Source organism: Azotobacter chroococcum (assembly GCF_002220155.1).
In the GTDB taxonomy this organism is placed as follows: domain Bacteria; phylum Pseudomonadota; class Gammaproteobacteria; order Pseudomonadales; family Pseudomonadaceae; genus Azotobacter; species Azotobacter chroococcum.
The window spans coordinates 735,241-761,540 of record NZ_CP011835.1 but is presented as its reverse complement, the minus strand read 5'-3'; the positions used below and the strand labels follow the sequence as shown (position 1 = coordinate 761,540).

Annotated in this window: 19 protein-coding genes; 11 read left to right on the top strand and 8 right to left on the bottom strand. The window is 68.8% G+C overall.

Annotated features, from left to right (window positions below; translation table 11 throughout):
* Positions 1-6 precede the first annotated feature (6 nt).
* Both aceF and msrA read left to right on the top strand, forming a co-directional pair.
* Positions 7-1,632, top strand: a complete 1,626-nt coding sequence (aceF, locus tag ACG10_RS03550) for a dihydrolipoyllysine-residue acetyltransferase (protein ID WP_089167152.1) — start codon at positions 7-9, stop codon at positions 1,630-1,632.
* 128 nt (positions 1,633-1,760) lie between these two features.
* Positions 1,761-2,411 (top strand): peptide-methionine (S)-S-oxide reductase MsrA, encoded by a 651-nt coding sequence (msrA, locus tag ACG10_RS03545; protein ID WP_089167151.1) that lies wholly within the window; start codon positions 1,761-1,763, stop codon positions 2,409-2,411.
* 40 nt (positions 2,412-2,451) lie between these two features.
* On the opposite strand, the gene ACG10_RS03540 is transcribed toward msrA, so the two are convergent.
* On the bottom strand, positions 2,452-3,345 hold the full coding sequence (locus tag ACG10_RS03540) for a 23S rRNA (adenine(2030)-N(6))-methyltransferase RlmJ (RefSeq protein ID WP_089167150.1): 894 nt from the start codon (positions 3,343-3,345) through the stop codon (positions 2,452-2,454).
* A 48-nt stretch (positions 3,346-3,393) separates the two neighbouring features.
* Positions 3,394-4,269 (bottom strand): LysR substrate-binding domain-containing protein, encoded by an 876-nt coding sequence (locus ACG10_RS03535; protein WP_089167149.1) that lies wholly within the window; start codon positions 4,267-4,269, stop codon positions 3,394-3,396.
* 109 nt (positions 4,270-4,378) lie between these two features.
* Here ACG10_RS03535 and ACG10_RS03530 point away from each other — a divergent pair, with 109 nt between their 5' ends.
* From ACG10_RS03530 to selO, 5 genes are all read left to right on the top strand, one after another.
* Positions 4,379-5,584 carry a YbfB/YjiJ family MFS transporter gene (locus tag ACG10_RS03530; protein WP_089167148.1) on the top strand — a complete coding sequence of 402 codons (1,206 nt, stop codon included), beginning with the start codon at positions 4,379-4,381 and terminating at the stop codon, positions 5,582-5,584.
* The gene (locus ACG10_RS03525; RefSeq protein ID WP_089167147.1) at positions 5,572-5,787 is read left to right on the top strand and encodes a 2-hydroxymuconate tautomerase family protein; all 216 of its coding nucleotides are present in this window, start codon (positions 5,572-5,574) and stop codon (positions 5,785-5,787) included. The genes ACG10_RS03530 and ACG10_RS03525 overlap by 13 nt, the downstream gene beginning before the upstream one ends.
* 231 nt (positions 5,788-6,018) lie before the next feature.
* Positions 6,019-7,767: a potassium/proton antiporter gene (locus ACG10_RS03520; RefSeq protein ID WP_089167146.1), complete on the top strand. Its 1,749-nt coding sequence runs from the start codon at positions 6,019-6,021 to the stop codon at positions 7,765-7,767.
* A gap of 82 nt (positions 7,768-7,849) precedes the next feature.
* Positions 7,850-11,206, top strand: coding sequence for a mechanosensitive channel MscK (mscK, locus tag ACG10_RS03515; RefSeq protein ID WP_089167145.1), 3,357 nt, complete (start codon positions 7,850-7,852; stop codon positions 11,204-11,206).
* A 59-nt stretch (positions 11,207-11,265) separates the two neighbouring features.
* On the top strand, positions 11,266-12,729 hold the full coding sequence (gene selO, locus ACG10_RS03510; RefSeq protein WP_089167144.1) for a protein adenylyltransferase SelO: 1,464 nt from the start codon (positions 11,266-11,268) through the stop codon (positions 12,727-12,729).
* A 10-nt stretch (positions 12,730-12,739) separates the two neighbouring features.
* On the opposite strand, the gene ACG10_RS03505 is transcribed toward selO, so the two are convergent.
* The gene (locus ACG10_RS03505; protein ID WP_039801886.1) at positions 12,740-13,066 is read right to left on the bottom strand and encodes a DnaJ family domain-containing protein; all 327 of its coding nucleotides are present in this window, start codon (positions 13,064-13,066) and stop codon (positions 12,740-12,742) included.
* Between the two features lie 192 nt (positions 13,067-13,258).
* Here ACG10_RS03505 and ACG10_RS03500 point away from each other — a divergent pair, with 192 nt between their 5' ends.
* From ACG10_RS03500 to ACG10_RS03490, 3 genes are all read left to right on the top strand, one after another.
* Entirely contained in the window at positions 13,259-14,236 is a 978-nt protein-coding gene (locus ACG10_RS03500; protein WP_089167143.1) for a sulfite exporter TauE/SafE family protein, read from the top strand.
* A 103-nt stretch (positions 14,237-14,339) separates the two neighbouring features.
* Positions 14,340-14,774: a thioredoxin TrxC gene (trxC, locus tag ACG10_RS03495; RefSeq protein ID WP_089167142.1), complete on the top strand. Its 435-nt coding sequence runs from the start codon at positions 14,340-14,342 to the stop codon at positions 14,772-14,774.
* A gap of 102 nt (positions 14,775-14,876) precedes the next feature.
* Positions 14,877-15,692, top strand: a complete 816-nt coding sequence (locus tag ACG10_RS03490) for a universal stress protein (protein WP_089167141.1) — start codon at positions 14,877-14,879, stop codon at positions 15,690-15,692.
* Between the two features lie 25 nt (positions 15,693-15,717).
* Here the strand turns inward: ACG10_RS03490 and ACG10_RS03485 are convergent, their stop codons facing one another.
* On the bottom strand, positions 15,718-16,488 hold the full coding sequence (locus ACG10_RS03485; protein ID WP_039801881.1) for a ParA family protein: 771 nt from the start codon (positions 16,486-16,488) through the stop codon (positions 15,718-15,720).
* A 69-nt stretch (positions 16,489-16,557) separates the two neighbouring features.
* On the bottom strand, positions 16,558-17,481 hold the full coding sequence (locus ACG10_RS03480) for a LysR family transcriptional regulator (protein WP_039801879.1): 924 nt from the start codon (positions 17,479-17,481) through the stop codon (positions 16,558-16,560).
* Positions 17,482-17,612: 131 nt separating this feature from the next.
* On the opposite strand from ACG10_RS03480, the gene ACG10_RS03475 reads away from it, so the two are divergent.
* Positions 17,613-18,854: an MFS transporter gene (locus ACG10_RS03475; protein WP_089167140.1), complete on the top strand. Its 1,242-nt coding sequence runs from the start codon at positions 17,613-17,615 to the stop codon at positions 18,852-18,854.
* 130 nt (positions 18,855-18,984) lie between these two features.
* Here ACG10_RS03475 and hemE read toward each other — a convergent pair whose 3' ends face one another.
* From hemE to gltB, 3 genes are all read right to left on the bottom strand, one after another.
* Positions 18,985-20,052, bottom strand: coding sequence for a uroporphyrinogen decarboxylase (gene hemE, locus ACG10_RS03470; protein ID WP_089167139.1), 1,068 nt, complete (start codon positions 20,050-20,052; stop codon positions 18,985-18,987).
* A gap of 111 nt (positions 20,053-20,163) precedes the next feature.
* Positions 20,164-21,585 carry an FAD-dependent oxidoreductase gene (locus ACG10_RS03465; protein WP_089167138.1) on the bottom strand — a complete coding sequence of 474 codons (1,422 nt, stop codon included), beginning with the start codon at positions 21,583-21,585 and terminating at the stop codon, positions 20,164-20,166.
* A gap of 108 nt (positions 21,586-21,693) precedes the next feature.
* Positions 21,694-26,139 (bottom strand): glutamate synthase large subunit, encoded by a 4,446-nt coding sequence (gltB, locus tag ACG10_RS03460; RefSeq protein ID WP_089167137.1) that lies wholly within the window; start codon positions 26,137-26,139, stop codon positions 21,694-21,696.
* Between the last annotated feature and the right edge of the window lie 161 nt (positions 26,140-26,300).

The following is a 26,300-nucleotide window of genomic DNA, read 5'->3' as shown; positions in this document are numbered from 1 at the left end:
GCCATCGTGAGCGAAATCATCCGCGTACCCGATATCGGCGGCGATGGGGAAGTCATCGAGCTGCTGGTCAAGGTCGGCGACCTCATCGAGGTCGAGCAGGGGCTGGTGGTGCTGGAGTCCGCCAAGGCCAGCATGGAAGTCCCCAGCCCCAAGGCCGGGAAGGTCAAGAGCGTGAGCGTCAAGCTGGGCGACAAGCTCAAGGAAGGCGACGCGATCATCGAGCTGGAAGCCGCCGCCGCTGCCGCTGCCGGCGCACCGGCTGCCGCGCCCGCCGCGCCGGCCCCTACCGCCGAGACCCCGGCTGCCGAGGCCCCCGCACCGGCGGCTCCCGCCGCGGCCGTTAGCCAGGAGATCCGGGTTCCCGACATCGGCTCGTCCGGCAAGGCGAAGGTCATCGAGCTGCTGGTCAAGGCCGGCGACCAGGTCCAGGCCGAGCAGTCGCTGATCGTGCTGGAGTCGGACAAGGCCAGCATGGAGATCCCCTCCCCGGCCGCCGGCCTGGTGGAGAGCGTCTCCATCGCCCTCAACGACGAAGTCGGCACCGGCGACCTGATCCTCATCCTGCGCGCCGCCGGCGGTGCGCCGGCGCCGGCTCCGGCAGCAGCACCGGCCGCGCCGGCCCCCGCCGCAGCACCGGCCCAGCCGGCCGCCGCGCCAGCCGCTCCGCTTGCAGCTGCCCCGGCCGCGGCACCGGTCGGCGCACCGACCCGCAACGGCGCCAAGGTGCATGCCGGTCCGGCCGTGCGCCAGCTGGCCCGCGAGTTCGGCGTCGAGCTGGCGGCAGTGACTGCCAGCGGCCCGCGCGGTCGTGTCCTCAAGGAGGACGTGCAGGTCTACGTCAAGGCGATGATGCAGAAGGCCAAGGAGGCGCCGGCTTCCGGCGCAGCCGGTGGCGCCGGCATCCCGCCGATTCCGCCGGTCGACTTCGCCAAGTACGGCGAGGTGGAAGAGGTGGCGATGAGCCGCCTGATGCAGATTGGCGCCACCAACCTGCACCGCAGCTGGCTGAACGTGCCGCACGTGACCCAGTTCGACTCGGCCGACATCACCGAGCTGGAAGCCTTCCGCGTCGCGCAGAAGGCCGTCGCCGAGAAGGCCGGGGTCAAGCTGACCGTGCTGCCGCTGCTGCTCAAGGCCTGCGCCTACCTGCTCAGGGAGCTGCCGGAGTTCAACAGCTCCCTGGCCCCCAGCGGCCAGGCGGTGATCCGCAAGAAGTACGTGCACATCGGCTTCGCCGTGGACACGCCGGACGGCCTGCTGGTCCCGGTGATCCGCAACGTCGACCAGAAGAGCCTGCTGCAGCTGGCTGCCGAGGCCGCCGAACTGGCGGAGAAGGCACGCACCAAGAAGCTCGGCGCCGACGCCATGCAGGGCGCCTGCTTCACCATCTCCAGTCTCGGCCACATTGGCGGCACCGGCTTCACGCCGATCGTCAATGCGCCGGAAGTGGCGATCCTCGGCGTGTCCAAGGCCAGCATGCAGCCGGTGTGGGACGGCAAGGCCTTCCAGCCGCGCCTGATGCTGCCGCTGTCGCTGTCCTACGACCACCGGGTGATCAACGGCGCCGCCGCGGCGCGCTTCACCAAGCGTCTCGGCGACCTGCTGGCGGATATCCGCTCGATGCTGCTGTGAGCTTCCCTTAAAGAGCGAGCCGAACCCGGCACGCTCTTTAATCTTCAGCCCCGCCCTTGTGGCGGGGCTTTTTTATTTCCGCGCTAGGATAGTCGGCGAAGCCTCGTCGAACTCCAAGGAGAACCCCCATGGTGCTGCGCTCGCAGATTCTCGCCCACCAGTTGGCCCTGCCCGATCCCGCCCAGGCGCTGCCCGGACGCGCCGAGGCCATGCCGGTGCCGGCGGCCCACCACGTCAACGGCCACCCCCTGAAGCCGCCCTTCCCGGCCGGGCTGCAGCGGGCGCTGTTCGGCCTCGGCTGCTTCTGGGGCGCCGAGCGGCGCTTCTGGCAGCAGCCGGGGGTGTGGAGCACGGCGGTCGGCTATGCCGGCGGCTTCACGCCGAATCCGACCTACGAGGAGGTCTGCTCCGGCCTGACCGGGCACACCGAGGTGGTGCTGGTGGTGTTCGATCCGCAGGAGACCGATTACCCGGCGCTGCTGAAGACTTTCTGGGAAATCCACAACCCGACCCAGGGCATGCGCCAGGGCAACGACATCGGCACCCAGTACCGTTCGGCGATCTACTGCTTCGACGCCGCCCAGCGCGCTGCCGCCGAGGCCAGCCGCGAGCGCTTCCAGGCGGAACTGGCGAAGGCCGGCTACGGCCCGGTCACCACGGAAATCGCCGACGCCCCGCCGTTCTACTATGCCGAGGACTATCACCAGCAGTACCTGGCGAAGAACCCCGGCGGCTACTGCGGGCTGGGTGGCACCGGCGTCTGCCTGCCGCCGGCCTGAAACCGGCGGGGCTGCAGACCAACGGCGTGTTGCACTCGCCCTACGGCTTGCGGCTCTTCCGTCCGGCCGCCTGAACGGCGGGTTTGGCGGCGGCCGGCTGCTCCTCGATCAGCCAGTCGAGCCGCCAGCCGCCCTGGCTCTGCGCCAGACGCCCGGCCAGCCAGGGCAGCAGCTGGCGCAGCTCCTCCTCCAGCCCCCACGGCGGATTGGCGATCGCCAGGCCCGAACCGTTCAGCCGCTGCGCCTCATCGGCCGGATGCACGTAGAGTTCGGCGCGCAGCAGCGTGGGCGCGCCGCTCTTCTGCAGATCCTGATAGAAACGCCTGAGCTGGCGCAGGTCCTTGATCGGGTACCAGATCGCCACCACCGTCTGGCGCATCCGGCCGATGGCCTCCTGCAGCGCCTGGGCACAGCGCTCCGGCTCGTCGGCCTGCTCGAAGGGCGGGTCGATCAGCAGCAGGGCGCGCTTCTCCGCCACCGGCAGCAGAGCGCGCGGGACATGCCAGCCCTCGCCCAGGTGCACCGCGACGCGGCGGTCGCCGGCCATGTTCTCCTTGAGCAGGCGGCCGTCCTCGGGGTGCTTCTCGTTGAGCAGCAGGCGATCCTGCGGGCGGGTCAGGCGGCGCGCCAACTCGGGCGAGCCGGGATAGTGGCGCAGCCTGCCGTCCGCGTTCAGCTCGCGCACCACGCGCAGGTAGTCGGCGGCCGGCGCGGGCAGGTCCGCCGCGTCCCACAGGCGGGCGATGCCCTCCAGCCACTCGCCGGTGCGGCTGGCGGCATCGCCCTGCAGATCGTAGAGGCCGACGCCGGCATGGCTGTCGAGGTAGGCGAAGGGGGCCTCCTTGCGCGCCAGCAGGGCGATCAGGCGGGCCAGGGCCAGGTGTTTCAGGACGTCGGCGTGGTTGCCGGCATGGAAGGCGTGACGGTAGTTCATGGCAGGCGGACTCCTCGGGCCGCACAGTTTACCCGCTTGCCGGCCGCCTCAAGCAGTCGCCTGCAGCAATTCGAGCAGGCGCTCCAGCGCCCCGTGCACCGGCGCATCGCGACGGCGCACCAGCAGCGTCGGCGCCGCCGCCAGGTCGGCCTCGATCGGCTGCCAGCGCACCAGCCGCCCGCGCGGATGCAGCTCCAGCAGGCTGCGCGGCAGCAGGCCGATGCCCATGCCGGCGGCGGCGCCGCCGAGGATCGCGTCGATCGAGCCATAGCTCTGCCGCGCGCCGATCTGCAGGCGGTGGCGCTCGCTCCAGCGTTCCAGGCGCTCGCGGTAGTGACAGCCGCTGGGAAAGCCGAGCAGGGTCACCGGCGCCTGCGCCAGGGACTCCAGGGTCTGTCCTTCCGGAAGCACCAGGACCAGCTCCTCGTGCCACAACACTTCGCCGTGCAACCGCGGGTCCTCGTAGGGACCGCCGATCAGCGCGGCGTCCAGGCGCCCGACGAGCACCTCGCCGAGCAGATGGCCGCTGGTGCCGGTTACCAGGCTCAGATCGAGCCGCGGCGCCTCCCGGTGGAAGGCCGCCAGCACCTCGGGCAGGCGCACGGCGGCGGTGGTTTCCATCGAGCCCAGGCGCAGCTCGCCGGCCCAGAGATCCTCCTGAACACTGCTCCAGGCCGCCCGGCAGAGCTGTTCCAGCCGCTCGGCATGGGGCAGCAGGCGGGTTCCCGCCGGGGTCAGGCGCAGGCGCTGCGCCTGGCGCTGGAACAGCGCGACGCCGAGCTGCGCCTCCAGCTGGCGCAGCCGCGCGGAGACGTTCGACGGCACGCAGTGCAGCTGCTGGGCCGCGCCGATCAGCGAGCCAGCGCGACTGACCGCGAGAAAGTGGCGCAGCAGTTGGGGATTGAGCCGCTCCCAGGAGGACATGGACACCTCGACAACACAAAAAGTGAAAACTGGCTTCAGTATTTTTCACTGGCAGTCACATCCGGACAATCGCTAAGGTAGCCAAAAAACCACGGAAGGCGCCTTGCCCATGGCTGCTCAGCCCCGTCAGATCCTTCTCGCCCTGCTCGGCGGCAGCGCCGCGCTGGTGGTGGTGCACGCCCTCGGCCGTTTCGCCTTCACCCCGCTCTTGCCGCACTTTCTCGCCGACGGCCTGGTCGATCTGCAGCAGGGCTCGCAGCTGGCGACCTGGAACTACGTCGGCTACCTGCTCGGCGCCCTGCTCGCCCTGGTCCTCCACACTCCGTCGCGGCTGCGCCTGGGCCTGCCCCTCGCGCTGCTGCTGAACGCCCTCATCACCCTGGCGCAATGCTTCGCCAGCGACTACGCGCTGCTGCTGGTGCTGCGCCTGGCCAACGGCATCAGCAACGGCGTGGTGTTCGTCCTCGCCCCGGCGCTGGTCCTCGAATGGCTGGCCAGCCGGCAGCGCGCCGGGCTGAGCGGCCTGGTCTACCTCGGCTTCGCCGCCGGCCTGCTGCTCTCCAACGGCCTGGCCAACTGGCCGGCCGCCTCGCTCGCCGGCGCGCAGCGCTGGCTGCCGATGGCCGCCCTGGCCGTGCCGCTGGCCCTGCTCGGCGCCTGGCTGCTGGCCCGCCTGCAGTTGCCGCCCCGCCCGGCGAGCGGCACGGAAAAAGGCACAGCACCCGCCACGGCGCTGTTCGACCGGGCCAGCACGCCGCTGTTTCTCGCCTACGCCGGCGCCGGTCTCGGCTACATCCTGCCGATGACCTTCCTGCCGACCCTGGCCCGCGAGCAGTTGCCGGTCGGCGATCCGCTGCTCGAAGGCGCCTGGCGCTGGACCGCGCTGGCCTGCCTGCTGTCGATCCCGCTGTGGAACCACCTCGGCGCGCGCCTCGGCGACCGCCGCGCGCTGCTCGCCAGCTACGCCCTGCAGGCCCTCGGCGCCGCCGCCCCGCTGCTCTGGCCGGGGGCGAGCGGCGTGCTGCTCTGCGCCCTGCTGGTGGGCGGGACCTTCGTCGGCAGCGTGCTGCTGACCCAGCGCCTGGCCCGCAGCCTGCAACCGCACCAGGGACCGCGCCTGTCCGCCGCGCTGATCGCCCTGTACGGCGGCGCCCAGCTGCTCGGCCCCTGGCTCGCCGGACTCTGGGTCGGCCAGGGCGGCAGCCTGACCCAGAGTTTCGCCCTCGGCGCCGGCGCCCTGCTCTGGGCGCTCGCCTGGACCTGGCTGATTCCCGTCCACTTCCTGCACAAGGAAATCCAGCAATGCCCTACGTGAACATCAAGATCACCCGCGAAGGCGCGACCGCCGAACAGAAACGCCAGCTCATCGAAGGCGCCACCCGGCTGCTCGTCGAGGTGCTGGGCAAGAACCCGGCGACCACCGTGGTAGTGATCGACGAGGTGGATACCGACAACTGGGGCATCGGCGGCGTCCCGGTCACCGAGCGCCGGCGCAGCGAAGGCCAGCCGCCGCAATAACTCCGAACGGCGCGCCGGCCGGCCCTGTCGACAGGCCGCCGGCGCATGCCGCAGAGCGGCTTCCAGCCCCTGCCCGAGAGGCCCGCAAGCGGCCGAACAGACGCCCTCCCCGCTCCTCCGAAAGCGCCGAACATATCCTTTGACAGTCGGGCAAGGCAGCGGCTTTAATCCGTTGGCACGCCCAATGCATATATGCGTGGGTCCTTCCGCCGGCCGACCAGGAGACCCGATTTGGATGCCGCCACCATCAACACCCTGTTCCTGATCGGCGCGCTGCTGGTGGGCTCCAGCATCCTGCTCAGTTCCCTGTCCACCCGGCTCGGCATCCCGATCCTGGTGATCTTCCTTGGCGTCGGCATGCTCGCCGGGGTCGACGGCATCGGCGGCATCGTCTTCGACGACTACTCCCTGGCCTTCCTGGTCAGCAACCTGGCCCTGGCGATCATCCTCCTCGACGGCGGCATGCGCACCCGCGTCGCCACCTTCCGCGTGGCGCTCTGGCCGGCGATGTCGCTGGCCACCCTGGGGGTGGCGGTCACCTCCGGGCTGACCGGACTGGCCGCCGCCTGGCTGTTCGACCTCAGCCTGCTGCAGGGCCTCTTGATCGGCGCCATCGTCGGCTCCACCGATGCCGCGGTGGTGTTCAACCTGCTCAACGGCAAGGGCCTCAACGAGCGGGTCGGCGCCACCCTGGAAATCGAGTCGGGCAGCAACGACCCGATGGCCGTGTTCCTCACCGTGACGCTGATCGACATGCTCGCCTCCGGGCAGGTCGGCTCCGGCTGGGGCGTACTGGTCAGCCTGCTGCAGCAGTTCGGCATCGGCATCGCCCTCGGCCTGGCCGGCGGCTGGCTGCTGCTGCAACTGATCAACCGCCTCGACGTGGCCGACGGCCTCTATCCGCTGCTGGCGGTCAGCGGCGGCATCATGATCTACGCCCTCGCCGGCGCGATCGGCGGCAGCGGCATCCTCGCCGTCTACGTCTGCGGGCTGCTGATGGGCAACCGGCCGATCCGCAACCGCCACGGCATCCTGCACATGTTCGACGGCCTGGCCTGGATCAGCCAGATCGGCATGTTCCTGGTCCTCGGCCTGCTGCTCACCCCCAGCGACCTGCTGCCCATCGCCCTGCCGGCGCTGGGCCTGTCGCTGTGGATGATCCTCGTCGCCCGCCCGCTGTCGGTGTTCCTCGGCCTGCTGCCGTTTCCCAACTTCCACCTGCGCGAGCGGCTGTTCATCTCCTGGGTCGGCCTGCGCGGCGCGGTGCCGGTGATCCTCGCGGTCTTCCCGCTGATGGCCGGGCTGCCCCAGGCGAACCTGTACTTCAACGTGGCCTTCTTCATCGTGCTGGTGTCGCTGCTGCTGCAGGGCACCACCCTCGGCTGGGCGGCGCGCAAGGCCCGGGTCGAGGTGCCGCCCTCGCCCACGCCGATCTCGCGGACCGGCCTGCAGATCCACCCCACCAGCCAGTGGGAGCTGTTCATCTATCGCCTGAGCGCCAACAAGTGGTGCATCGGCGCCGCCCTGCGCGACCTGAAGATGCCCGACGGCACGCGCATCGCCGCGCTGTTCCGCGGCCGGCAGCTGCTCCACCCGTCCGGCAGCACCCGCCTGGAGGTTGGCGACCTGCTCTGCGTGATCGGTCACGAGGAGGATCTGCCGAGTCTCGGCAAGCTGTTCAGCCAGCCGCCGCAGCGCGGCCAGGACCTGCGCTTCTTCGGCGACTTCGTGCTCGAGGGCGAGGCCGAGCTGGGCGCCCTGGCGGCGCTCTACGGCCTGAAGCTCGACGGCATCGACGGCCAGCAGTCGCTCGGCCGCTTCATCGCCGGGCTGATCGGCGGCCATCCGGTGGTCGGCGACCACGTGGAATGGAACGGCATGACCTGGACCGTGGCGGCCATGGAGGGCGACCGGGTGTGCAAGGTCGGCCTGAAGTTCCCCGAGGACGGCAGCCGTTCGGGACCGGCCCTGTTCCTCTGAGAGGCGAGCTCGTCGGACGGGCGTGCGAAAAAGGCATCGTTTGCTACACTGGGGCCTTTTTCAGCCGAAAGACCCAGACGCCATGACTGTTTCGCGTTCCCTGTTCAGCGTTCTTCTTCTCGCGCTCTGCCTCCAGATTCCCGGCCTGCAGGCCGCCGAGCCGCCCAGCCGCAAGGCCGTGCAGACCAGCCTGGAAGGGCTGGCCGAGCGCAAGCTGCCGGAGGCCGAACAGGCCGCCGTCAAGCAGCAGCTCGAGCAGACCCTGATCCAGCTCGATCTCCTCCAGGAGAGCGGGCAGGCGATGACCGAACTCAAGCGCCAGCTGGCCGCCGCGCCGCAGCAGACCAAGGCCGCCCAGCGCGAGCTGGCCAGCCTCAAGGAAGCCGCGCAGAAGCCGGTGAGCCCGCCGAACGGCAATACCCCGCTGCCGCGGCTGATGGACCAACTGACCGCCCGCAACGCCCAGCTGGCCGAATGGCAGCAGGCGCTGAACGACGCCAACAGCCTGCTGGTCAGCTCGCAGACCCGCCCGGAGCGGGCGCAGACGGAAATCGCCGCGAACCAGGCCCGCACCCTGGAAATCAACGCCCTGCTCAAGAGCGGCAAGCAGGACGGCAAGGCGCTAAGCGCGGAAGGCCGCGGCCTGCTGGAGGCCGAACTGGCCGCCCTGGAGGCCAAGACCGCGCTGCGCCGCCAGGAGCTGGCCGGCAACAGCCAGCTGCTGGAGCTGGGCGCCAGCCAGCGCGACCTGCTGCAGGAGCGCATCCAGCGCCTGACGCAGGAGATCGCCGCCATGCAGGCGGTGATCAACGAAAAACGCCTGGCGATGTCCGAGGAAACCTTCGCCGCGCTCTCCCGCGATGCCAGCGCGGCCGGCTCCGACAGCCTGCTGGCCAAGGAAACCGCCGCCAACCTGAAGCTGTCCGACACCCTGCTGCGCACCACCGACCAGCTCAACGAGCGCACCCGGCAGAACCTGGAAACCAAGCATACCCTGGACAGCCTCGTCCAGAACGAGCAGGCCCTTGAGGAGCAGATCGAGGTCCTGCGCGGCAGTCTGCTGCTGGCCAAGATCCTCCTCCAGCAGAAGCTCGCCCTGCCCCAGGTGCAGACCAACGGCCGTCTCACCGACGAGATCGGCGACATCCGTCTCTCCCAGTTCGAACTCGGCCAGACGCGCAGCGACATCGGCAATCCGTCCGCCTATGTCGACCGCCTGCTGGCCAAGCAGACGGCAGAAGGGGAAGCGCCGGCCGATCCGGCGCTGCGCAGCGCCCTGCTGGAGCTGGTGAACAGCCGCAGCGAGCTGATCGATCGTCTCGACCGCGAACTCAACGCCCTGCTCAACGAGGCGATCACCCTGCAGCTGAACCAGAAGCAGCTGCTCGATACCGCGAAAAAGATGGCGGCCACCCTGGAAGAGCAGCTGTTCTGGATTCCCAGCAACAAGCCGCTCGACCTGGACTGGCTGAAGACCGCCCCGCAGCGTCTCCAGGAGCAGATCGCCGACACCTCGTGGACGACCATTCTCAAGGATCTGGGCACCGGCCTGATCCAACGCCCCTGGGTCTTCCTGCCGCTGCTGCTGCTGATCGGCGTGCTGGTCTGGCAGCGCGGCGCCATCACCCGCAAGCTCGACACGCTGCACGCCGACATCGGCCACTACCGCCGCGACAGCCAGCGGCATACCCCCAAGGCACTGCTCCTCAACCTGCTGCTGGCCCTGCCCGGCACCCTGTTCCTCGCCCTCGGCGGCTACACCCTGCAGATGGACGCCCGCGGCCAGAACCCCTACCTCGGGGCCGCGCTGAACGACATGGCGCTGGCCTGGCTGGTGCTCTACGGCACCTACAAGATCCTTGCCGAAGGCGGCGTCGCCGAACTGCACTTCGGCTGGCCGAGACCGCAGGTCGCCTTCCTGCGCCGGCAGATCCGCCACTTCACCCTGGTCGTGCTGGCCCTGGTCGGGGTGATCGGCTTCGCCCGCAACCAGCCGGGCGCCCTGGACGACGACGTGCTCGGCATCCTCGTGCTGCTCTCCGGCTACGCGCTGCTGGCCTGGATGCTCGGCAAGCTCCTGCTGCGCGGCCCGGAAAAGGACAAACCCTCGTTCCTCAACCTGCTGGTCGGCATCCTGTTCACCCTGCTGCCGGTCGGCCTGATCGTCGGCCTGGCGCTCGGCTACTACTACACCGCCCTGCGCCTCGGCGATCGTCTGGTCGAAAGCCTCTATGTGCTGCTGGTCTGGGTCGTCGCGGAAGCCACTCTGGTGCGCGGCCTGGCGGTGGCGGCACGCCGCCTGGCCTACCAGCGCGCGCTGGCCAAGCGCCAGGCCGCCGCGGCGGACGGCGCCGAGAGCGGCGAAGCGGTAGAGGAGCCGGCGCTGGATATCGAGCAGGTCAACCAGCAGTCGCTGCGGCTGATCCGCCTGACCCTGTTCGGCCTGCTGCTCGGCGTCCTGTACTGGGTCTGGGCCGACCTGATCACGGTGGTCGACTACCTGGACAACGTCACCCTCTACGAATTCACCAGCGGAAGCGGCGCGACCGCCAGCCTGGTGCCGATCAGCCTGCGCGACGTCCTCGCCGCCCTGCTGATCGCCGCCCTCACCGTGGTCCTGGCGCGCAACCTGCCGGGCCTGCTGGAAATGCTCATCCTATCGCGGCTGAACCTGGGCCAGGGCAGCGCCTATGCCACCACCACCCTGCTCAACTACGTGATCTTCGGCTTCGGCATCGTCAGCGCCCTGTCCACCCTCGGGGTCAGTTGGGACAAGCTGCAGTGGCTGGTCGCCGCGCTCTCGGTGGGCATCGGCTTCGGCATGCAGGAGATCATCGCCAACTTCATCTCCGGCCTGATCATCCTCTTCGAGCGCCCGGTGCGCATCGGCGACCTGGTCACCGTCGGCGGCGTCAGCGGCTCGGTGAGCAAGATCCGCATCCGCGCCACCCACATCATCGACGCCGACCGCAAGGTGGTGATCGTCCCGAACAAGACCTTCATCACCAGCCAGCTGACCAACTGGACCCTGGCCGACACCGTCACCCGCCTGGTGCTCAAGGTCGGCGTCGGCTACGGCTCGAACCTGGACCGGGTGCGCGAACTGCTCTACCAGGCCGCCAACGAGAACCCGCGGGTACTGCGCGAGCCGCCGCCGCTGGTGCTGTTCCAGACCTTCGGCGAGAGCACCCTGGACCACGACCTGATCATCCACGTGCGCGAACTGGCCGACCGCGGCCGCGCCACCGACGAGATCAACCGGCGCATCGACGAACTGTTCCGCGAGCACCACATCGACATCGCCTTCCGCCAGGTCGAGGTGTTCGTCAAGAACGCCAAGGGCCAGGAACAGCAGCTCGAGAACGGCGAACTCCAGGCCGCCCTCGGCGCGGCGACAATCAAACCCAGCGCCCCGCCCGCGGCGGGCGGGCAGGCCTGATTCCGACGGCGGGCGAGCGTGTTATGGTGGGTTCTCCCAGGTAGCCCCGGAAGAACAGCGTGAAACGCCTGAGCGAACTCACCCTCGACAACCGCTTCGCCCGCCTCGGCGAGGCCTTCTCCACCGCCGTGGCGCCGCTGCCCATCGCGGCGCCGCGGCTGGTGGTGGCGAGCCCGGCGGCACTGGCACTGCTCGATCTCGAGCCGGCCGCGGCCGACGACCCGCAGCTCGTCGCATTCTGTTCCGGACAGCAGCCTTGGCCCGGCGCCGAGCCGCGCGCCATGGTCTATTCCGGACACCAGTTCGGCTTCTACAACCCCCAGCTCGGCGACGGCCGCGGCCTGCTGCTCGGCGAGGCGGTCAACGCCGCCGGCGAGCGCTGGGAACTGCACCTCAAGGGCGCCGGCAAGACCCCTTACTCGCGGATGGGCGACGGCCGCGCGGTGCTGCGCAGCTCGATCCGCGAATTCCTCGCCAGCGAACACCTGCACGCCCTCGGCATCCCCAGCTCGCGGGCGCTCTGCGTGACCGCCTCGGACACCCCCGTGTGGCGGGAAACCGAGGAGCGCGCCGCCATGCTGCTGCGCCTGGCGCCGAGCCACGTGCGCTTCGGCCATTTCGAGTTCTTCTACTACAGCCGCCAGCACGAGGCGCTGCGCCAGCTGCTGGACTATGTCATCGCCGAGCACTTCGCTGACTGCCTCGCCCAGCCCGATCCCTACCGCGCCTTCTTCGACCGGGTGCTGGAGCGCACCGCCGCGTTGCTCGCCCGCTGGCAGGCCTACGGCTTCTGCCACGGGGTGATGAACACCGACAACATGTCGATCCTCGGCATCACCTTCGACTTCGGCCCCTACGCCTTCCTCGACGACTTCGACCCGGGCTTCGTCTGCAACCACTCCGACGACACCGGGCGCTACTCCTTCGACAACCAGGTGCCGATCGCCCACTGGAACCTCTCCGCACTGGCCCAGGCGCTGACGCCGTTCATCGACAAGGACACCCTGCTGGACAGCCTCAAGCGCTTCCTGCCGCTGTTCCGCGGCGCCTGGCTGGAGCTGATGCGCCGCCGCCTCGGCCTCGCCACCGCGGAAGCCGACGACCGCGAGCGGGTGCAGCGCCTGCTGCAGCTGATGCAGGCCAGCGCGGTGGACTACAGCCGCTTCTTTCGCGAGCTGGGCGACAGCCCGGCACCCATCGCCCTGCAGCGCCTGCGCGAGGACTTCGTCGACCTGGCCGGCTTCGACGCCTGGGCCGAGGACCATCTGGCGCGCCTGGCCCGCGAGGGCGAGACGGACGAAGCGGCGCGGCGCGCGCGCATGCACGCCGTCAACCCGAAGTACATCCTGCGCAACTACCTGGCCCAGCAGGCCATCGAGGCGGCGGAACGGGGCGACTACGGCCCGGTGCGCGAACTGCATGCGGTGCTCTCGCGCCCCTTCGGCGAACAGCCGGGGCTGGAGCGCTACGCCGAACGCCCGCCGGAATGGGGCAAGCACCTGGAGATCAGCTGTTCGTCCTGAGCCGACGAACTCAGCCCTGCCCCAGCCTGCGCAGCGCCTCCAGACGGAAGGCGATGTCCTGCTCCAGCTCGGCCAGCTGGCGCTGCAGGCGCAGGCGGGTGGCCTCGTCGTCTGCGGCCGCCAGGTCGGCGCGCAGGCTGGCGCGCCGCTGAAACAGCTCCATCTCCGCGGGCTGCACCCCGGCGCTCTTCAGAACTTGGAAGGCCATGCGCAACCCGGGCGGGGTCTGCAGCCAGGCCTCGTCGATCTCCAGCGGCTTGCCCGCTCCGCCGCGCAGCTGGCCGGCGGCGATCGCCCGGGCCAGCTGACGGCCGATTTCGTCGTCCAGTGCTTTCATGAGGTCTCCTGCCGGACGTGCCACAAGTTCTCAGGATGCCGCACGCCGGACAAGGCAGGCAATCAGGCATACTTAATCCTGTTTTGCATATAAACCTTCTCAAACATTCTTAGACTATCTAAGGAAAGCCGCTTATCTTTTGCGCCGGCCTCGCTTTTGCCTGTTCTACAACCCACTGTCAGGCGCAACTGCATGAAAATCCGCGATCTCGATCTCAGCCCAAGTCTGCTCAACGCGGAGCACCAGGCACTGGGATTACCTCCCGTAGAAGACTTCGTTTCGCACCCGGACAACCACCCCGTCCTGCGCGCAGCCATGTGGGCGGCCGCGTTGATCCTGGCCGGGCTGGTGGTATTTCTCACCTGGCGCCTGTTCTTCGGCGACAACGGCGGCATCACTGGTCTGGAGATCATCGAGCAGACCCTGGCCAGCCCGACCTTCTGGAGCGCCGTTGCCGTTGGCTTCTTCGCGCAGATCATCGATGGCGCGCTGGGCATGGCTTACGGCATCACGGCCACCACCTTCCTGCTCAGTGCCGGCGCCTCGCCGGCAGCGGCCAGCGCCAGCGTACACATCGCCGAGGTGTTCACCACCGGGCTATCCGGTATCGCTCACGTCAAGCTGGGCAACGTCAACAAGTCGCTGTTTCTGCGTCTCTTGTTGCCAGGGGTCATCGGCGCAGTACTCGGCGCGGTGCTGATCACCCAGTTCGACGGCAAGGTGCTCAAGCCTTTCATTTCCGCCTACCTGCTGCTGATGGGCCTGTACATCCTGAGCAAGGCGTACCGCCATGTGATCCAGCGCAAGGCGCCCAAGCATGTGGCCAAGCTGGCCCTGTTCGGTGGCTTCGTCGATGCCGCCGGCGGCGGCGGCTGGGGTCCGGTGGTCACCAGCAGCCTGCTCGGTTCCGGCAGCGACCCGCGCACCACCATTGGTTCGGTCAACTTCGCCGAGTTCTTCCTGACCCTTTCCAGCGCCACCTCGTTCATCCTGCTGGCCGGGCAGCCGGATACCTGGAAGCTGGTCGCCGGCCTGGTGTTCGGCGGCCTGTTCGCCTCCCCCTTCGCCGCCATGCTGTGCAAAAAGCTGTCGGCCCGAACCCTGCTGACCATCGTTGGCTGCCTGATCACCCTGATCAGCGCTTACAACATCTATATCGGCCTGGCCTGAGGCACGGAGCCCCTCCGCTGCCACCGGGTCCGCTCGGCGGCAGCCTCCCTTGATTTCCCCGCCCGCGGCTCCAGATAGGGAACGAACGCCTCCGGAGCCCGCCATGACCGACGCCCTGCTGATCCCCTGCCCGCATTGCCACAGCCTCAACCGCCTCCCCGCCGCGCGCCTGGACGAGGCACCGCGCTGCGGACGCTGCAAGAGCCCCGTGCTGCCCGGCAGCCCCTTCGCCGTCGACGCCGCCGGCTTCGCCGCCCAGCTCAGGGGCGACCTGCCGCTGCTGCTGGACGTCTGGGCCGACTGGTGCGGGCCGTGCAAGGCCTTCGCGCCGGTCTTCGAGCAGGCCGCCCGGGAGCTGAGCGGACGGGTGCGCCTGGCCAAGCTGGACAGCGAGGCCGAGCCGCAGCTGGCCGGACAGCTGGGGATCCGCTCGATTCCCAGCCTGATCCTGTTCCGGGACGGCCGCGAAGTCGCCCGCCAGAGCGGCGCCCTGCCGCTGCCGCAGCTGCTCGCCTGGCTGCGCCAGCAGGGCGTCTGAAGCGTCGCCGGCGTCACATCGCGGCGGCGGCGGGCTTGCCGCAAGTCAAGGCCCTGTTTCCGACTTGCCGCCAGACTGAGTCCCCCCTCAGGAGGAAGCGCCATGGTCAAGCACATTCTGATCGCCCACGATCTCAGCCCGGAAGCCGATATCGCCCTGCGTCGCGCCATCCAGCTGGCCGGCCAACTGCGAGCGCGCCTGACCCTGCTGCACGTGGCCTCCAGCCAGCCCTCGCCGGCCCTGCTGGCCCGGCTGCGCAGCGCCGAGGAACGGACCCTGGCCACCCATCTGCAGGGCCAGCCGCCACTCGACGTGCAACTGCGCCTGGAGGTGGGGCCCCACCCCGCCGAACTCATCCTGCAGTACATCAGCCTCGGCAACTGCGATCTGCTGGTGCTCGGCAGCCACCATCGGCAGCCGACACAGGGGTTCGCCGGCAGCGTCCAGGAACGCATCCTCGAGGCCAGCCCGATTCCCGTGCTGGTGGCGGTCGATCCGGCCGGCGCGCCCTACGCGCGCGCCCTCGCCGCCATCGACTTCTCCCCCTGCGCCAGCCGCGCCCTGCGCGCCGCCTGGCAGCTGCTGCCGCCCGGCGCACAGCTCAAGGCCCTGCACGTGCAGGAGGTCGCCACCATCCGTACCGCGGACAATCCGGACGAGCGCGCCTTCCAGCAGTCGCTCTTCGAGCGCTTCATCGGCGCCGAATTCACCGCCCTGCCGCCGCGCGCCGTGCAGTTCAGCCACAGCTTCCAGAGCGGCGAGCGCCAGGCCTGCCTGGATGCCGCGCTCGCCGACCAGGCTGCGCAGCTGCTCGCCCTCGGCGGACACAGCCGCGACGCGCTGAGCGAGCGGCTGCTCGGCAGCCTGACCCGTCACTACCTGGACAACCCGCCCTGCGACCTGCTGGTGGTGCGTTAGGGCCTTTGAGACTACTCCGCGACAGTCAGTCGGCCGCCTCCAGCAGATCGTGCAGCGCGACGAACTGTCGGGTCAGCTTGTGTCGCGGGTCGAGGTGGATCAGCGGCGTGCAGGCCTGGTGCGACTCGCGCATCTTCACCGAGCTGCCGAGGTACACCGGCAGCAGCGGCAGCGCCTCGGCGATCAGCTCGTCGAGCATGCGCTGCGGCAGCGCCGCCTGCGGCAGGAACTGGTTGACCACGATGCCCTCGACCTTGAGATCCTCGTTGTGGTCCTCGCGCAGCTCGTCGATCTCGGCGAGCAGGCCGTACAGCGCCTGGCGCGAGAAGCTGTCGCAGTCGAAGGGAATCAGCACGCGGTCGGCGGCGATCAGCGCGGAAACCGTGTAGAAGTTCAGCGCCGGCGGGGTGTCCAGATAGATCCGCTCGTAATCCTCGGCCAGTTCGTCGAGCAATTTGCGCAGGCGGGTGATCTTGTGCTTGGCCTCCAGCTTGGGCTGCAGGCTGGCCAGCTCGGCCGAGGCGGTGACCAGGTCGAGGTTGGCGAAGGGCGTCTCGGTCACCTTGACCTTCGGCCGTTTGCCCACCCCGCCGGCGAGGACCTGCTTGAAGAAGTCGGCGATGCCCAGCGGAATGGCCTCGCCGCAGAGTCCGCTGAGGTAGTGGGTGGAGTTGGCCTGGCTGTCGAGATCGACCAGCAGGGTGCGATAGCCTTCCGCCGCGCTCACCGCCGCCAGGTTGCAGGCGATGCTCGACTTGCCGACGCCGCCCTTCTGATTGAACACCACGCGCCGCATACCGCTCCCTCCTTCCGGCCTGTTCGCTGCAGACTCTGCATTTAACCCCATTTCCGCACGCGCGTGCGCCTATCCCTTGGTGGCCTCCCGCAGCGCCTGCGCCTCGCGCGCCTCCCGCTCGAGCAGCTCGGCGAAGCGCCGGACCAGCGGCGAGTCCTCATCCCGCCGGCGCACCAGCCACACCGCGGTAGTGGCGCCGGGATCGAGCAAGGTGCGGCAGACCACCCCGTCGATGCGCATGCGGCTGAATGAGGCTGGCAGCACGGTGACGCCCAGGCCGGTGGCCACCAGGCCGATCAGGGTCATGGCCTCGCTGGCCTCCTGGACGATGCGCGGTACGAAGCCGGCGGCTCGCGCCAGCTCGAGCAGCTGGTCGTAGAGCCCGGTGCCGAAGCTGCGCGGAAAGAACACGAAGGGCTCCTCGCCCAACTCCGCCAGACGCACCCCGTCGGCGCCGCCGGCCAGCGGATGGCCGACCGGCAGGACCACCACCAGCGGCTCGGCGAACAGCTCCAGGGCCACCAGCTCCTCCGGCAGGGGCGCCAGCGGGCGCAGCACCCCGACCTGCAGCCGGCCCTCGTGGACCGCCTCGGCAACCCCGCGGCTGCTCAGCTCGCGCAGGTCCAGGTGCACCTCCGGACAGGCCTGGCGAAAAGCGCGGATCGCCCGTGGAATGGTCGAGGTAAAGGGCGCCGAAGAGGTGAAGCCGACCTTCAGCTCGCCCAGCTCGCCGCGCTGGGCGCGCCGGGCCACGGCGACCGCCTGCTCCAGCTGGGCCAGCACCTGGCGCGCCTCGGGCAGGAACAGCCGGCCGACCTCGCTGAGCGCCACCCGGCGGTTGGTGCGCTCGAACAGGCGCACGCCAAGTTCCTCTTCCATTGCCTGGATCTGCTGGCTCAGGGGCGGCTGGGAAATGCCCAGCTGTTCGGCGGCACGGCCGAAGTGCAGCTCCTCGGCGACGGCGATGAAGTAGCGCAGGTGGCGGAGTTCCATGGCGGCCCCATTGATTCGCAAGACATATCAAACCAGTCGAACAATATATTGGAATCGAGAATATCGCCTCACCTATCCTGAGCGGCATCCCGCCGGACCGCCGGCCGGCCATCGCCCGCACCGAGGTCGAGATGAACACCCTTGCCGCCCAGCCCGTACCCGCCTGCAGCGCAGCCGTTCCCCTGATCGAAAAGGGCACGGCGCAATTCCGCCGCACCAACTGGGCGCTGTTCGCCGGCGGCTTCGCTACCTTCGCCCTGCTCTACTGCGTGCAGCCGATGCTGCCGGTGCTCTCCGCCGCCTTCGCCCTGAGTGCGGCGCAGAGCAGCCTGGCGCTGTCGATCTCGACCATCACCCTGGCCGTCGGCCTGCTGCTCACCGGCCCGCTGTCCGACGCCATCGGCCGCAAGCCGGTGATGGTCGCGGCGCTCTGCGCGGCGGCGCTGTTCACCCTGCTCGGTCCGCTGATGCCCGACTGGCATGCCCTGCTCCTGATGCGCGCACTGGTCGGCCTGTCGCTCAGCGGCCTGGTGGCGGTGGCGATGTCCTACCTCAGCGAGGAGATCCACCCCCAGCATCTGGGCCTGGCCATGGGCCTGTACATCTCCGGCAACGCCTTGGGCGGGATGAGCGGCCGGCTGGTCAGCGGCGTGCTGCTGGACTTCTTCTCCTGGCAGGCGGCGCTGGCCGCCCTCGGCGCTCTGGCGCTGCTCGCGGCACTGGCGTTCTGGCGCCTGCTGCCGGATTCGCGGCATTTCCGCGCGACGCCGCTGAGCTTCGCCAACCTGGCCCACGGCCTGCGCCTGCACCTCTCCGACCGCGGCCTGCCCTGGCTGTTTCTCGAGGCCTTCCTGCTGATGGGCGGCTTCGTCACCCTGTTCAACTACATCGGCTACCGCCTGCTCGAGCCGCCCTACAACCTCAGCATGAGCCTGCTCGGCACGCTCTCGGTGGTCTACCTGTCGGGCACCTACAGCTCGACCCAGGCCGGACTGCTGGCCGACCGCCTGGGCCGCCACCGGGTGTTCTGGCCGGCGATCCTGCTGATGCTCGGCGGCGTGCTGCTGACCCTGTGCGCCCCGCTGGGGCTGATCCTGGCCGGCATGCTGCTGTTCGCCTTCGGCTTCTTCGCCGCCCATTCGCTGGCCAGCAGCTGGGTCGGCCGCCGCGCCCTGCAGGCCCGCGGCCAGGCCTCGTCGCTGTACCTGTTCAGCTACTACGTGGGTTCCAGCGTGGCCGGCACGGCGGGCGGCTACTTCTGGCAGCACGGCGGCTGGACGGGCGTCGGCCTGTTCATCGCCGCGCTGCTCAGCCTGGCCCTGGGGGTGGCCCTGCACCTGTCGCGCCTGCCGCCGAAGCAGCCCAGCGCCTGAGACAGGCCTTGCCCGGCAGCGCACAGCCGGGCTGGCCTGAGAGGGTGGAAAACGCGCGCAGCGCTTTTCCGTCTGGGGCACCGATGGCGGGAAAGGCCTGCGGCCGTTTCCCAGCCTACGGAAAGATGGCTCAGCGGTGATACTGCGCCGACAGCTCGTGCACCGCCTCGAAGAAGGCGCCGGCATGGGCCGGGTCGACCTCGGGGGTGATGCCATGGCCGAGGTTGAACACATGCCCCGTGCCTTCGCCGTAGCTGGCGAGAATGCGCGCCACCTCGGCGCGGATCGCCGCCGGGTTGGCATAGAGCACGCTCGGGTCCATGTTGCCCTGCAGGGCGACCCTGTCGCCGACGCGGGCGCGGGCGCTGCCGATGTCGCAGGTCCAGTCCAGGCCCAGCGCCTCGGCGCCGCTCTCGGCCATGGCCTCCAGCCACAGACCGCCGCCCTTGGTGAAGAGGATCACCGGCACGCGCCGGCCTTCGTGCTCGCGGAGCAGGCCGTCGATGATCCTTTTCATGTAGGCCAGGGAGAACTCCTGGTAAGCCGCCGACGACAGGCTGCCGCCCCAGGAGTCGAAGATCTGCACCGCCTGGGCGCCGGCCAGGATCTGTCCATTGAGATAGCTGGTGACCGCCCGGGCCAGCTTGTCGAGCAGGAGGTGCATGGCCTGCGGGTTGTCGTAGAGCATCGCCTTGGACTTGCGGAAGTCCTTGGACGAGCCACCCTCGACCATGTAGGTGGCCAGGGTCCAGGGGCTGCCGGAGAAGCCGATCAGCGGCACCCGGCCGTTCAGCTCGCGGCGGATGGTGCGCACCGCCTCCATCACGTAGCCGAGATCCTGCTCGGGATCGGGCACCGGCAGGGCCTCGATGTCCGCCAGGCTGGAGACCACCTTGCGAAAGCGCGGCCCCTCGCCGCTTTCGAAGTACAGGCCCTGGCCCATGGCGTCGGGAATCGTGAGGATGTCGGAGAAGAGGATCGCCGCATCCAGCTGCGGATAGCGGTCCAGGGGCTGCAGGGTCACCTCGCAGGCCAGCGCGGGGTTCATGCACAGACTCATGAAGTCGCCCGCCTTGGCCCGGGTCGCCCGGTATTCCGGCAGGTAGCGGCCAGCCTGGCGCATCATCCACACCGGAGTGACGTCGACGGGTTGCTTGAGCAGGGCGCGGAGGAAGCGGTCGTTCTTCAGGACAGTCATGGCAGGGTTCCAGCGAGAGAGTGCCGGGCATTTTCGCAAAGCCCAACGCAAAAGGCACGGCGGGTGCCGTGCCTTCTTGCTGCCCGATGTCTGCGGCGTGCCGCGGCCGTCTCAGAGGCCCAGGTAGTCGAGGATGCCCTCGGCCGCCTGGCGGCCTTCGTAGATCGCCGTGACCACCAGGTCGGAGCCACGCACCATGTCGCCGCCGGCGAAGATCTTCGGGTTGCTGGTCTGATGCTTGAACCTGTTGTCCTGCAGCGGCGCGATCACCCGGCCCTGGCTGTCGGTCTTGATCTGCAGTTCCTCGAACCACGGCGCCGGGCTCGGACGGAAGCCGAAGGCGATCACCACGGCATCGGCCGGGAGGATCTCCTCGGAGCCGGGGATCGGCTCGGGGCTGCGTCGGCCGCGGGCATCCGGCTCGCCGAGACGGGTCTCGACCACCTTGACGCCCTCCACCTTGTCCTCGCCGACGATGGCGATGGGCTGGCGGTTGTAGAGGAACTTCACGCCCTCCTCCTTGGCGTTCTTCACTTCGCGACGGGAACCCGGCATGTTCTCCTCGTCGCGGCGGTAGGCACAGGTCACGCCCTTGGCGCCCTGGCGGATCGAGGTGCGGTTGCAGTCCATGGCGGTGTCGCCGCCGCCCAGCACCACCACCTTCTTGCCCTTCATGTCGATGAAGTCTTCCGCGGACTTCTCGAAGCCGAGGTTGTGGTTGACGCTGGCGATCAGGAAGTCCAGCGCGTCGTGCACGCCCGGCAGGTCCTCGCCGGGGAAGCCGCCCTTCATGTAGGTGTAGGTGCCCATGCCCATGAACACGGCGTCGAACTCGTCGAGCAGCTGCTGCATGGTCACGTCCTTGCCCACCTCGGTGTTCAGGCGGAACTCGACGCCCATGCCGGCGAACACCTCGCGGCGGCGGCTCAGCACGCTTTTCTCCAGCTTGAACTCGGGGATGCCGAAGGTCAGCAGGCCGCCGATTTCCGGGTTGCGGTCGAACACCACCGGAGTCACCCCGTTACGCACCAGAATGTCGGCGCAGCCGAGGCCGGCCGGACCGGCACCGACTATCGCGACGCGCTTGCCGGTCGGGGTGACCTTGGACATGTCGGGACGCCAGCCCATGGCGAAGGCGGTGTCGGTGATGTACTTCTCCACCGAGCCGATGGTCACCGCACCGAAGCCGTCGTTCAGGGTGCAGGCGCCCTCGCAGAGGCGGTCCTGCGGGCAGACCCGGCCGCAGACTTCCGGCAGGGTGTTGGTCTGGTGCGACAGTTCGGCGGCGGCGAGGATGTTGCCCTCCGAAACCAGCTTCAGCCAATTCGGGATGAAGTTGTGCACCGGGCACTTCCACTCGCAGTAGGGGTTCCCGCAACCGAGGCAGCGATGCGCCTGATCCTGGGCCTGCTGCGGCTTGAACAGGTCGTAGATCTCGACGAATTCCCGCTTGCGCTGACGCAGCAGCTTCTTCTTCGGATCCTTGCGCCCGACTTCGATGAACTGGAAGTCGTTGTTCAGACGTTCAGTCATTTCAAAACCTCTATACAGCGGCTGCGAGCCTCAAGCTGCAGCTGCAAGACACATCAGGATGAGCCGGTAGCCTCGTACGCCCTTGCGCGAGGCTGCGGCCGAAGCTGCTTACTGCGGGTTGGCCCGGGTGCTGGAGAGCAGCGACTTCAGGCTCGCCGCCTTCGGCTTGACCAGCCAGAACATGCGCAGGTAGTCGTCCAGGTTCTCCAGCAGGTGGGCGCCCCACTGGCTGCCGGTCTCGGCCACGTACTCGGCCAGCACCTGCTGCAGGTGGCTGCGATGAGCCTCCATGGACTCCCCGCTGATCCGCTGCATTTCCACCAGTTCGTGGTTCACCCGGTCGACGAAGCCGTTGTCCAGGTCGAGCACATAGGCGAAGCCGCCGGTCATGCCGGAACCGAAGTTGTAGCCGGTCCGGCCCAGCACGCAGACGAAGCCGCCGGTCATGTATTCGCAGCAGTGGTCGCCGGTGCCTTCCACCACGGCATGGGCACCGGAGTTGCGCACGGCGAAGCGCTCGCCGGCGGTACCGGCGGCGAACAGCTTGCCGCCGGTGGCGCCGTACAGGCAGGTGTTGCCGAGGATGGCCGACTCCTGGCTCTTGAACGCGCTGCCCTGGGGCGGGGTGATCACCAGCTTGCCGCCGGTCATGCCCTTGCCCACGTAGTCGTTGGCGTCGCCCTCCAGGTAGAGGTTCAGGCCGCCGGCGTTCCACACGCCGAAGCTCTGCCCCGCGGTGCCCTTGAAGCGGAAGGTGATCGGCGCCGCGACCATGCCCCGGTTGCCGTGGACCTTGGCGATCTCGCCGGAGACCCGGGCGCCGATGGAGCGGTCGCAGTTGCAGATGTCCAGCGCGAACTCGCCGCCGGCCTTGCTCTTGATCGCCGGCAGGGCCTGCTCGACCATCTTCTCGGCCAGCAGGCCCGGGTCGAACGGCGGGTTCTTCTCCACCTCGCAGAACTGCGGCTTGTCGGCCGGGATATGGTCGCTGCCGAGCAGCGGGGTCAGATCCAGGTTGCCCTGCTTGGCGGTCTCGCCCGGCAGCACTTCGAGCAGGTCGGTGCGGCCGATCAGCTCGCCGAGGCTGCGCACGCCCAGCCTGGCCAGCCACTCGCGGGTTTCTTCGGCAATATAGGTGAAGAAGTTCACCACCATGTCCACGGTGCCGATGAAGTGCTCCTTGCGCAGCTTGTCGTTCTGGGTGGCCACGCCGGTGGCGCAGTTGTTCAGGTGGCAGATGCGCAGGTACTTGCAGCCGAGGGCGATCATCGGCGCGGTGCCGAAGCCGAAGCTCTCGGCGCCGAGAATGGCCGCCTTGATCACGTCGAGACCGGTCTTCAGGCCGCCATCGGTCTGCACCCGCACCTTGCCGCGCAGGTCGTTGCCGCGCAGGGTCTGGTGCGCCTCGGCCAGGCCCAGTTCCCAGGGGCTGCCGGCGTAGCGGATGGAGGTCAGCGGCGAGGCGCCGGTGCCGCCGTCGTAGCCGGAGATGGTGATCAGGTCAGCATAGGCCTTGGCCACACCGGCGGCGATGGTGCCGACGCCCGGCTCGGCCACCAGCTTCACCGAGACCAGCGCCTGCGGGTTGACCTGCTTGAGGTCGTAGATCAGCTGCGCCAGGTCCTCGATGGAATAGATGTCATGGTGCGGCGGCGGCGAGATCAGGGTCACGCCGGGCACCGCATAGCGCAGGCGGGCGATCAGGCCGTTGACCTTGCCGCCCGGCAGCTGGCCGCCCTCGCCGGGCTTGGCGCCCTGGGCCACCTTGATCTGCAGCACCTCGGCGTTGACCAGGTACTCGGGGGTCACGCCGAAACGGCCGGTGGCCACCTGCTTGATCTTCGAGCTCTTGGCGGTGCCGTAGCGCGCCGGGTCTTCACCACCCTCGCCGGAGTTGGAGCGCGCGCCCAGGCGGTTCATCGCCTCGGCCAGGGCCTCGTGAGCCTCCGGCGACAGCGCACCGAGGGAGATGCCGGCGGAATCGAAGCGCTTGAGAATCGCTTCCAGCGGCTCGACCTCGTCCAGCGCCAGCGGCTGGGCGGTCTCCCTGACCTTGAGCAGGTCACGCAGCATCGACACCGGCCGCTGGTCGACCAGCGCGCTGTACTCCTTGAACCTGGCGTAGTCGCCCTGCTGCACGGCAGCCTGCAGGGTGCTCACCACGTCCGGGTTGTAGGCATGGTATTCGCCACCGTAGACGAACTTCAGCAGGCCGCCCTGCTGGATCGGCTTGCGCTTGCTCCAGGCCTCGGCGGCCAGCAGCTTCTGCTCGGCCTCCAGGTCGACGAAGCGCGCGCCCTTGATGCGCGAGGCGACGCCACGGAAGCTCAGCCCGACCACTTCATCGGCCAGGCCGACCGCCTCGAACAGCTGGGCGCCGCGGTAGGAAGCCACGGTGGAAATGCCCATCTTCGAGAGGATCTTCAAGAGACCCTTGGAGATACCCTTGCGGTAGTACTTGAACACATCGTCCATGTCGCCCAGCACTTCGCCGGTACGAATCAGGTCGGCCAGCACCTCGTAGGCGAGGAACGGATAGATCGCGGTGGCGCCGAAGCCCAGCAGCACGGCGAAGTGGTGCGGGTCGCGGGCGGTGGCGGTTTCCACCAGGATGTTGCAGTCGCAGCGCAGGCCCTTCTCGACCAGGCGGTGGTGCACCGCACCGACGGCGAAGGAGGCGTGCGCCGGCAGCTTGCCGGGGGCGATGTGGCGGTCGGACAGCACCAGCAGCACCTTGCCGCCGCGCACCGCTTCCTCGGCCTGGTCGGCGATGTTGCGCACCGCGGCTTCGAGCCCCAGCGCCTCGTCGTAGTTGAGGTCGATGAAATGCCGCTCGAAGCCTTCGCGCTCAAGGCTCATGATGCTGCGCCACTTGGCCGGGGAGATCACCGGCGTGGTCAGGATCGCCCGGTTGGCGTGCTCGGCGGTTTCCTCGAAGACGTTGCGCTCGGCGCCCAGGCAGGTTTCCAGGGACATGACGATGGACTCGCGCAGCGGGTCGATCGGCGGGTTGGTGACCTGGGCGAACTGCTGGCGGAAATAGTCGTAGGTCGAGCGCACGCGCTTGGACAGCACGGCCATGGGGGTGTCGTCGCCCATCGAGCCGACCGCCTCCTGGCCCTGCTCGGCGAGCGGCCGCAGCACCTGGTCACGCTCCTCGAAGGTGACCTGGAACATCTTCATGTACTGCTTGAGCTGCTCGGCGTCGTAGGCCGAGGTGCCTTCGCTCTCGTCCAGGTTGGCCTGGATGCGCAGGGCGTTCTGGCGCAGCCATTTCTTGTAGGGGTGGCGCGACTTCAGGCGGTTGTCGATGTCGTCGGTATGCAGGATCTCGCCGGTTTCGGTGTCCACGGCGAGGATCTGCCCCGGACCGACCCGGCCCTTGGCGATGACGTCCTCCGGCGCGTAGTTCCACACGCCGATTTCCGAGGCCAGGGTGATGTAGCCGTTCCTGGTGGTCACCCAGCGCGCCGGACGCAGGCCGTTGCGGTCGAGCAGGCAGACGGCGTAGCGACCGTCAGTCAGCACCACGCCGGCCGGGCCGTCCCAGGGCTCCATGTGCATGGAGTTGTATTCATAGAAGGCGCGCAGGTCGGCGTCCATGGTCTCGACGTTCTGCCAGGCCGGCGGAATGATCATGCGCAGGCCGCGGAACAGGTCCATGCCGCCGGTGACCAGCAGTTCGAGCATGTTGTCCATGCTCGAGGAGTCGGAGCCGGTCCGGTTGACCAGCGGCGCCAGGCCTTCCAGATCGGGCAGCAGCTCGTTGGTGAACTTCAGGCGGCGCGCCTGGGCCCAGTTGCGGTTGCCGGTGATGGTGTTGATCTCGCCGTTATGGGCAAGGAAGCGGAACGGCTGAGCCAGCGGCCAGCGCGGCAGGGTGTTGGTGGAGAAGCGCTGGTGGAACACGCAGATCGCCGTGGCCAGGCGCTCGTCGCCCAGGTCCGGATAGAAGCGCGCCAGATCGGCGGGCATCATCAGGCCCTTGTAGATGATGTCCTTGTGCGACAGGCTGCAGACGTAGAAGTCCGGGTCATCCTTGAGGGCGACTTCGGCGCGACGGCGGGTAAAGAACAGCTTGATGGTGAATTCCTGGTCGGAAAGGCCATCGCCGGCGACGAACACCTGCTCGATGCGCGGCAGACGCTCCAAGGCCAGCGGACCGAGCACCGAGGTATCCACCGGCACCTCGCGCCAGCCAACCAGGGTCAGACCCTGTGCGGCGATTTCCTCGTTCACGCGCGCGCGCGCCGTTTCGGCTTTGCCGGCATCCTGGCTGAGGAAGATCATGCCGACCGCATACTGCCCGGACAGCTCGGCGCCGAAGTGCTCCTGCGCCTTGGCGCGCAGGAAGGCGTCCGGCTTCTGCATCAGCAGGCCGCAACCGTCGCCGGTCTTGCCGTCGGCGTTGATGCCGCCGCGGTGGGTCATGCAGGTCAGCGCTTCAATGGCGGTTTGCAGCAGGTGATGACTCGCCTCGCCTTGCATGTGGGCAATCAGACCGAAGCCGCAGTTATCCTTGAATTCTTCAGGATGGTACAGACCTGCTTTCATAGACACTCTCACCGGGCAGATTCTTTGCTTTCAAACAGTGCTTGCCTGCGCGACCGAGATCAGCCTCGCCGCCGGGCAGACAAAAAGGGCGACCATTGTCGCACACCCGACCACACACCACAAACGCCCGAGTCGTTTTCTCGTAGCAGGGTGTCGCGATC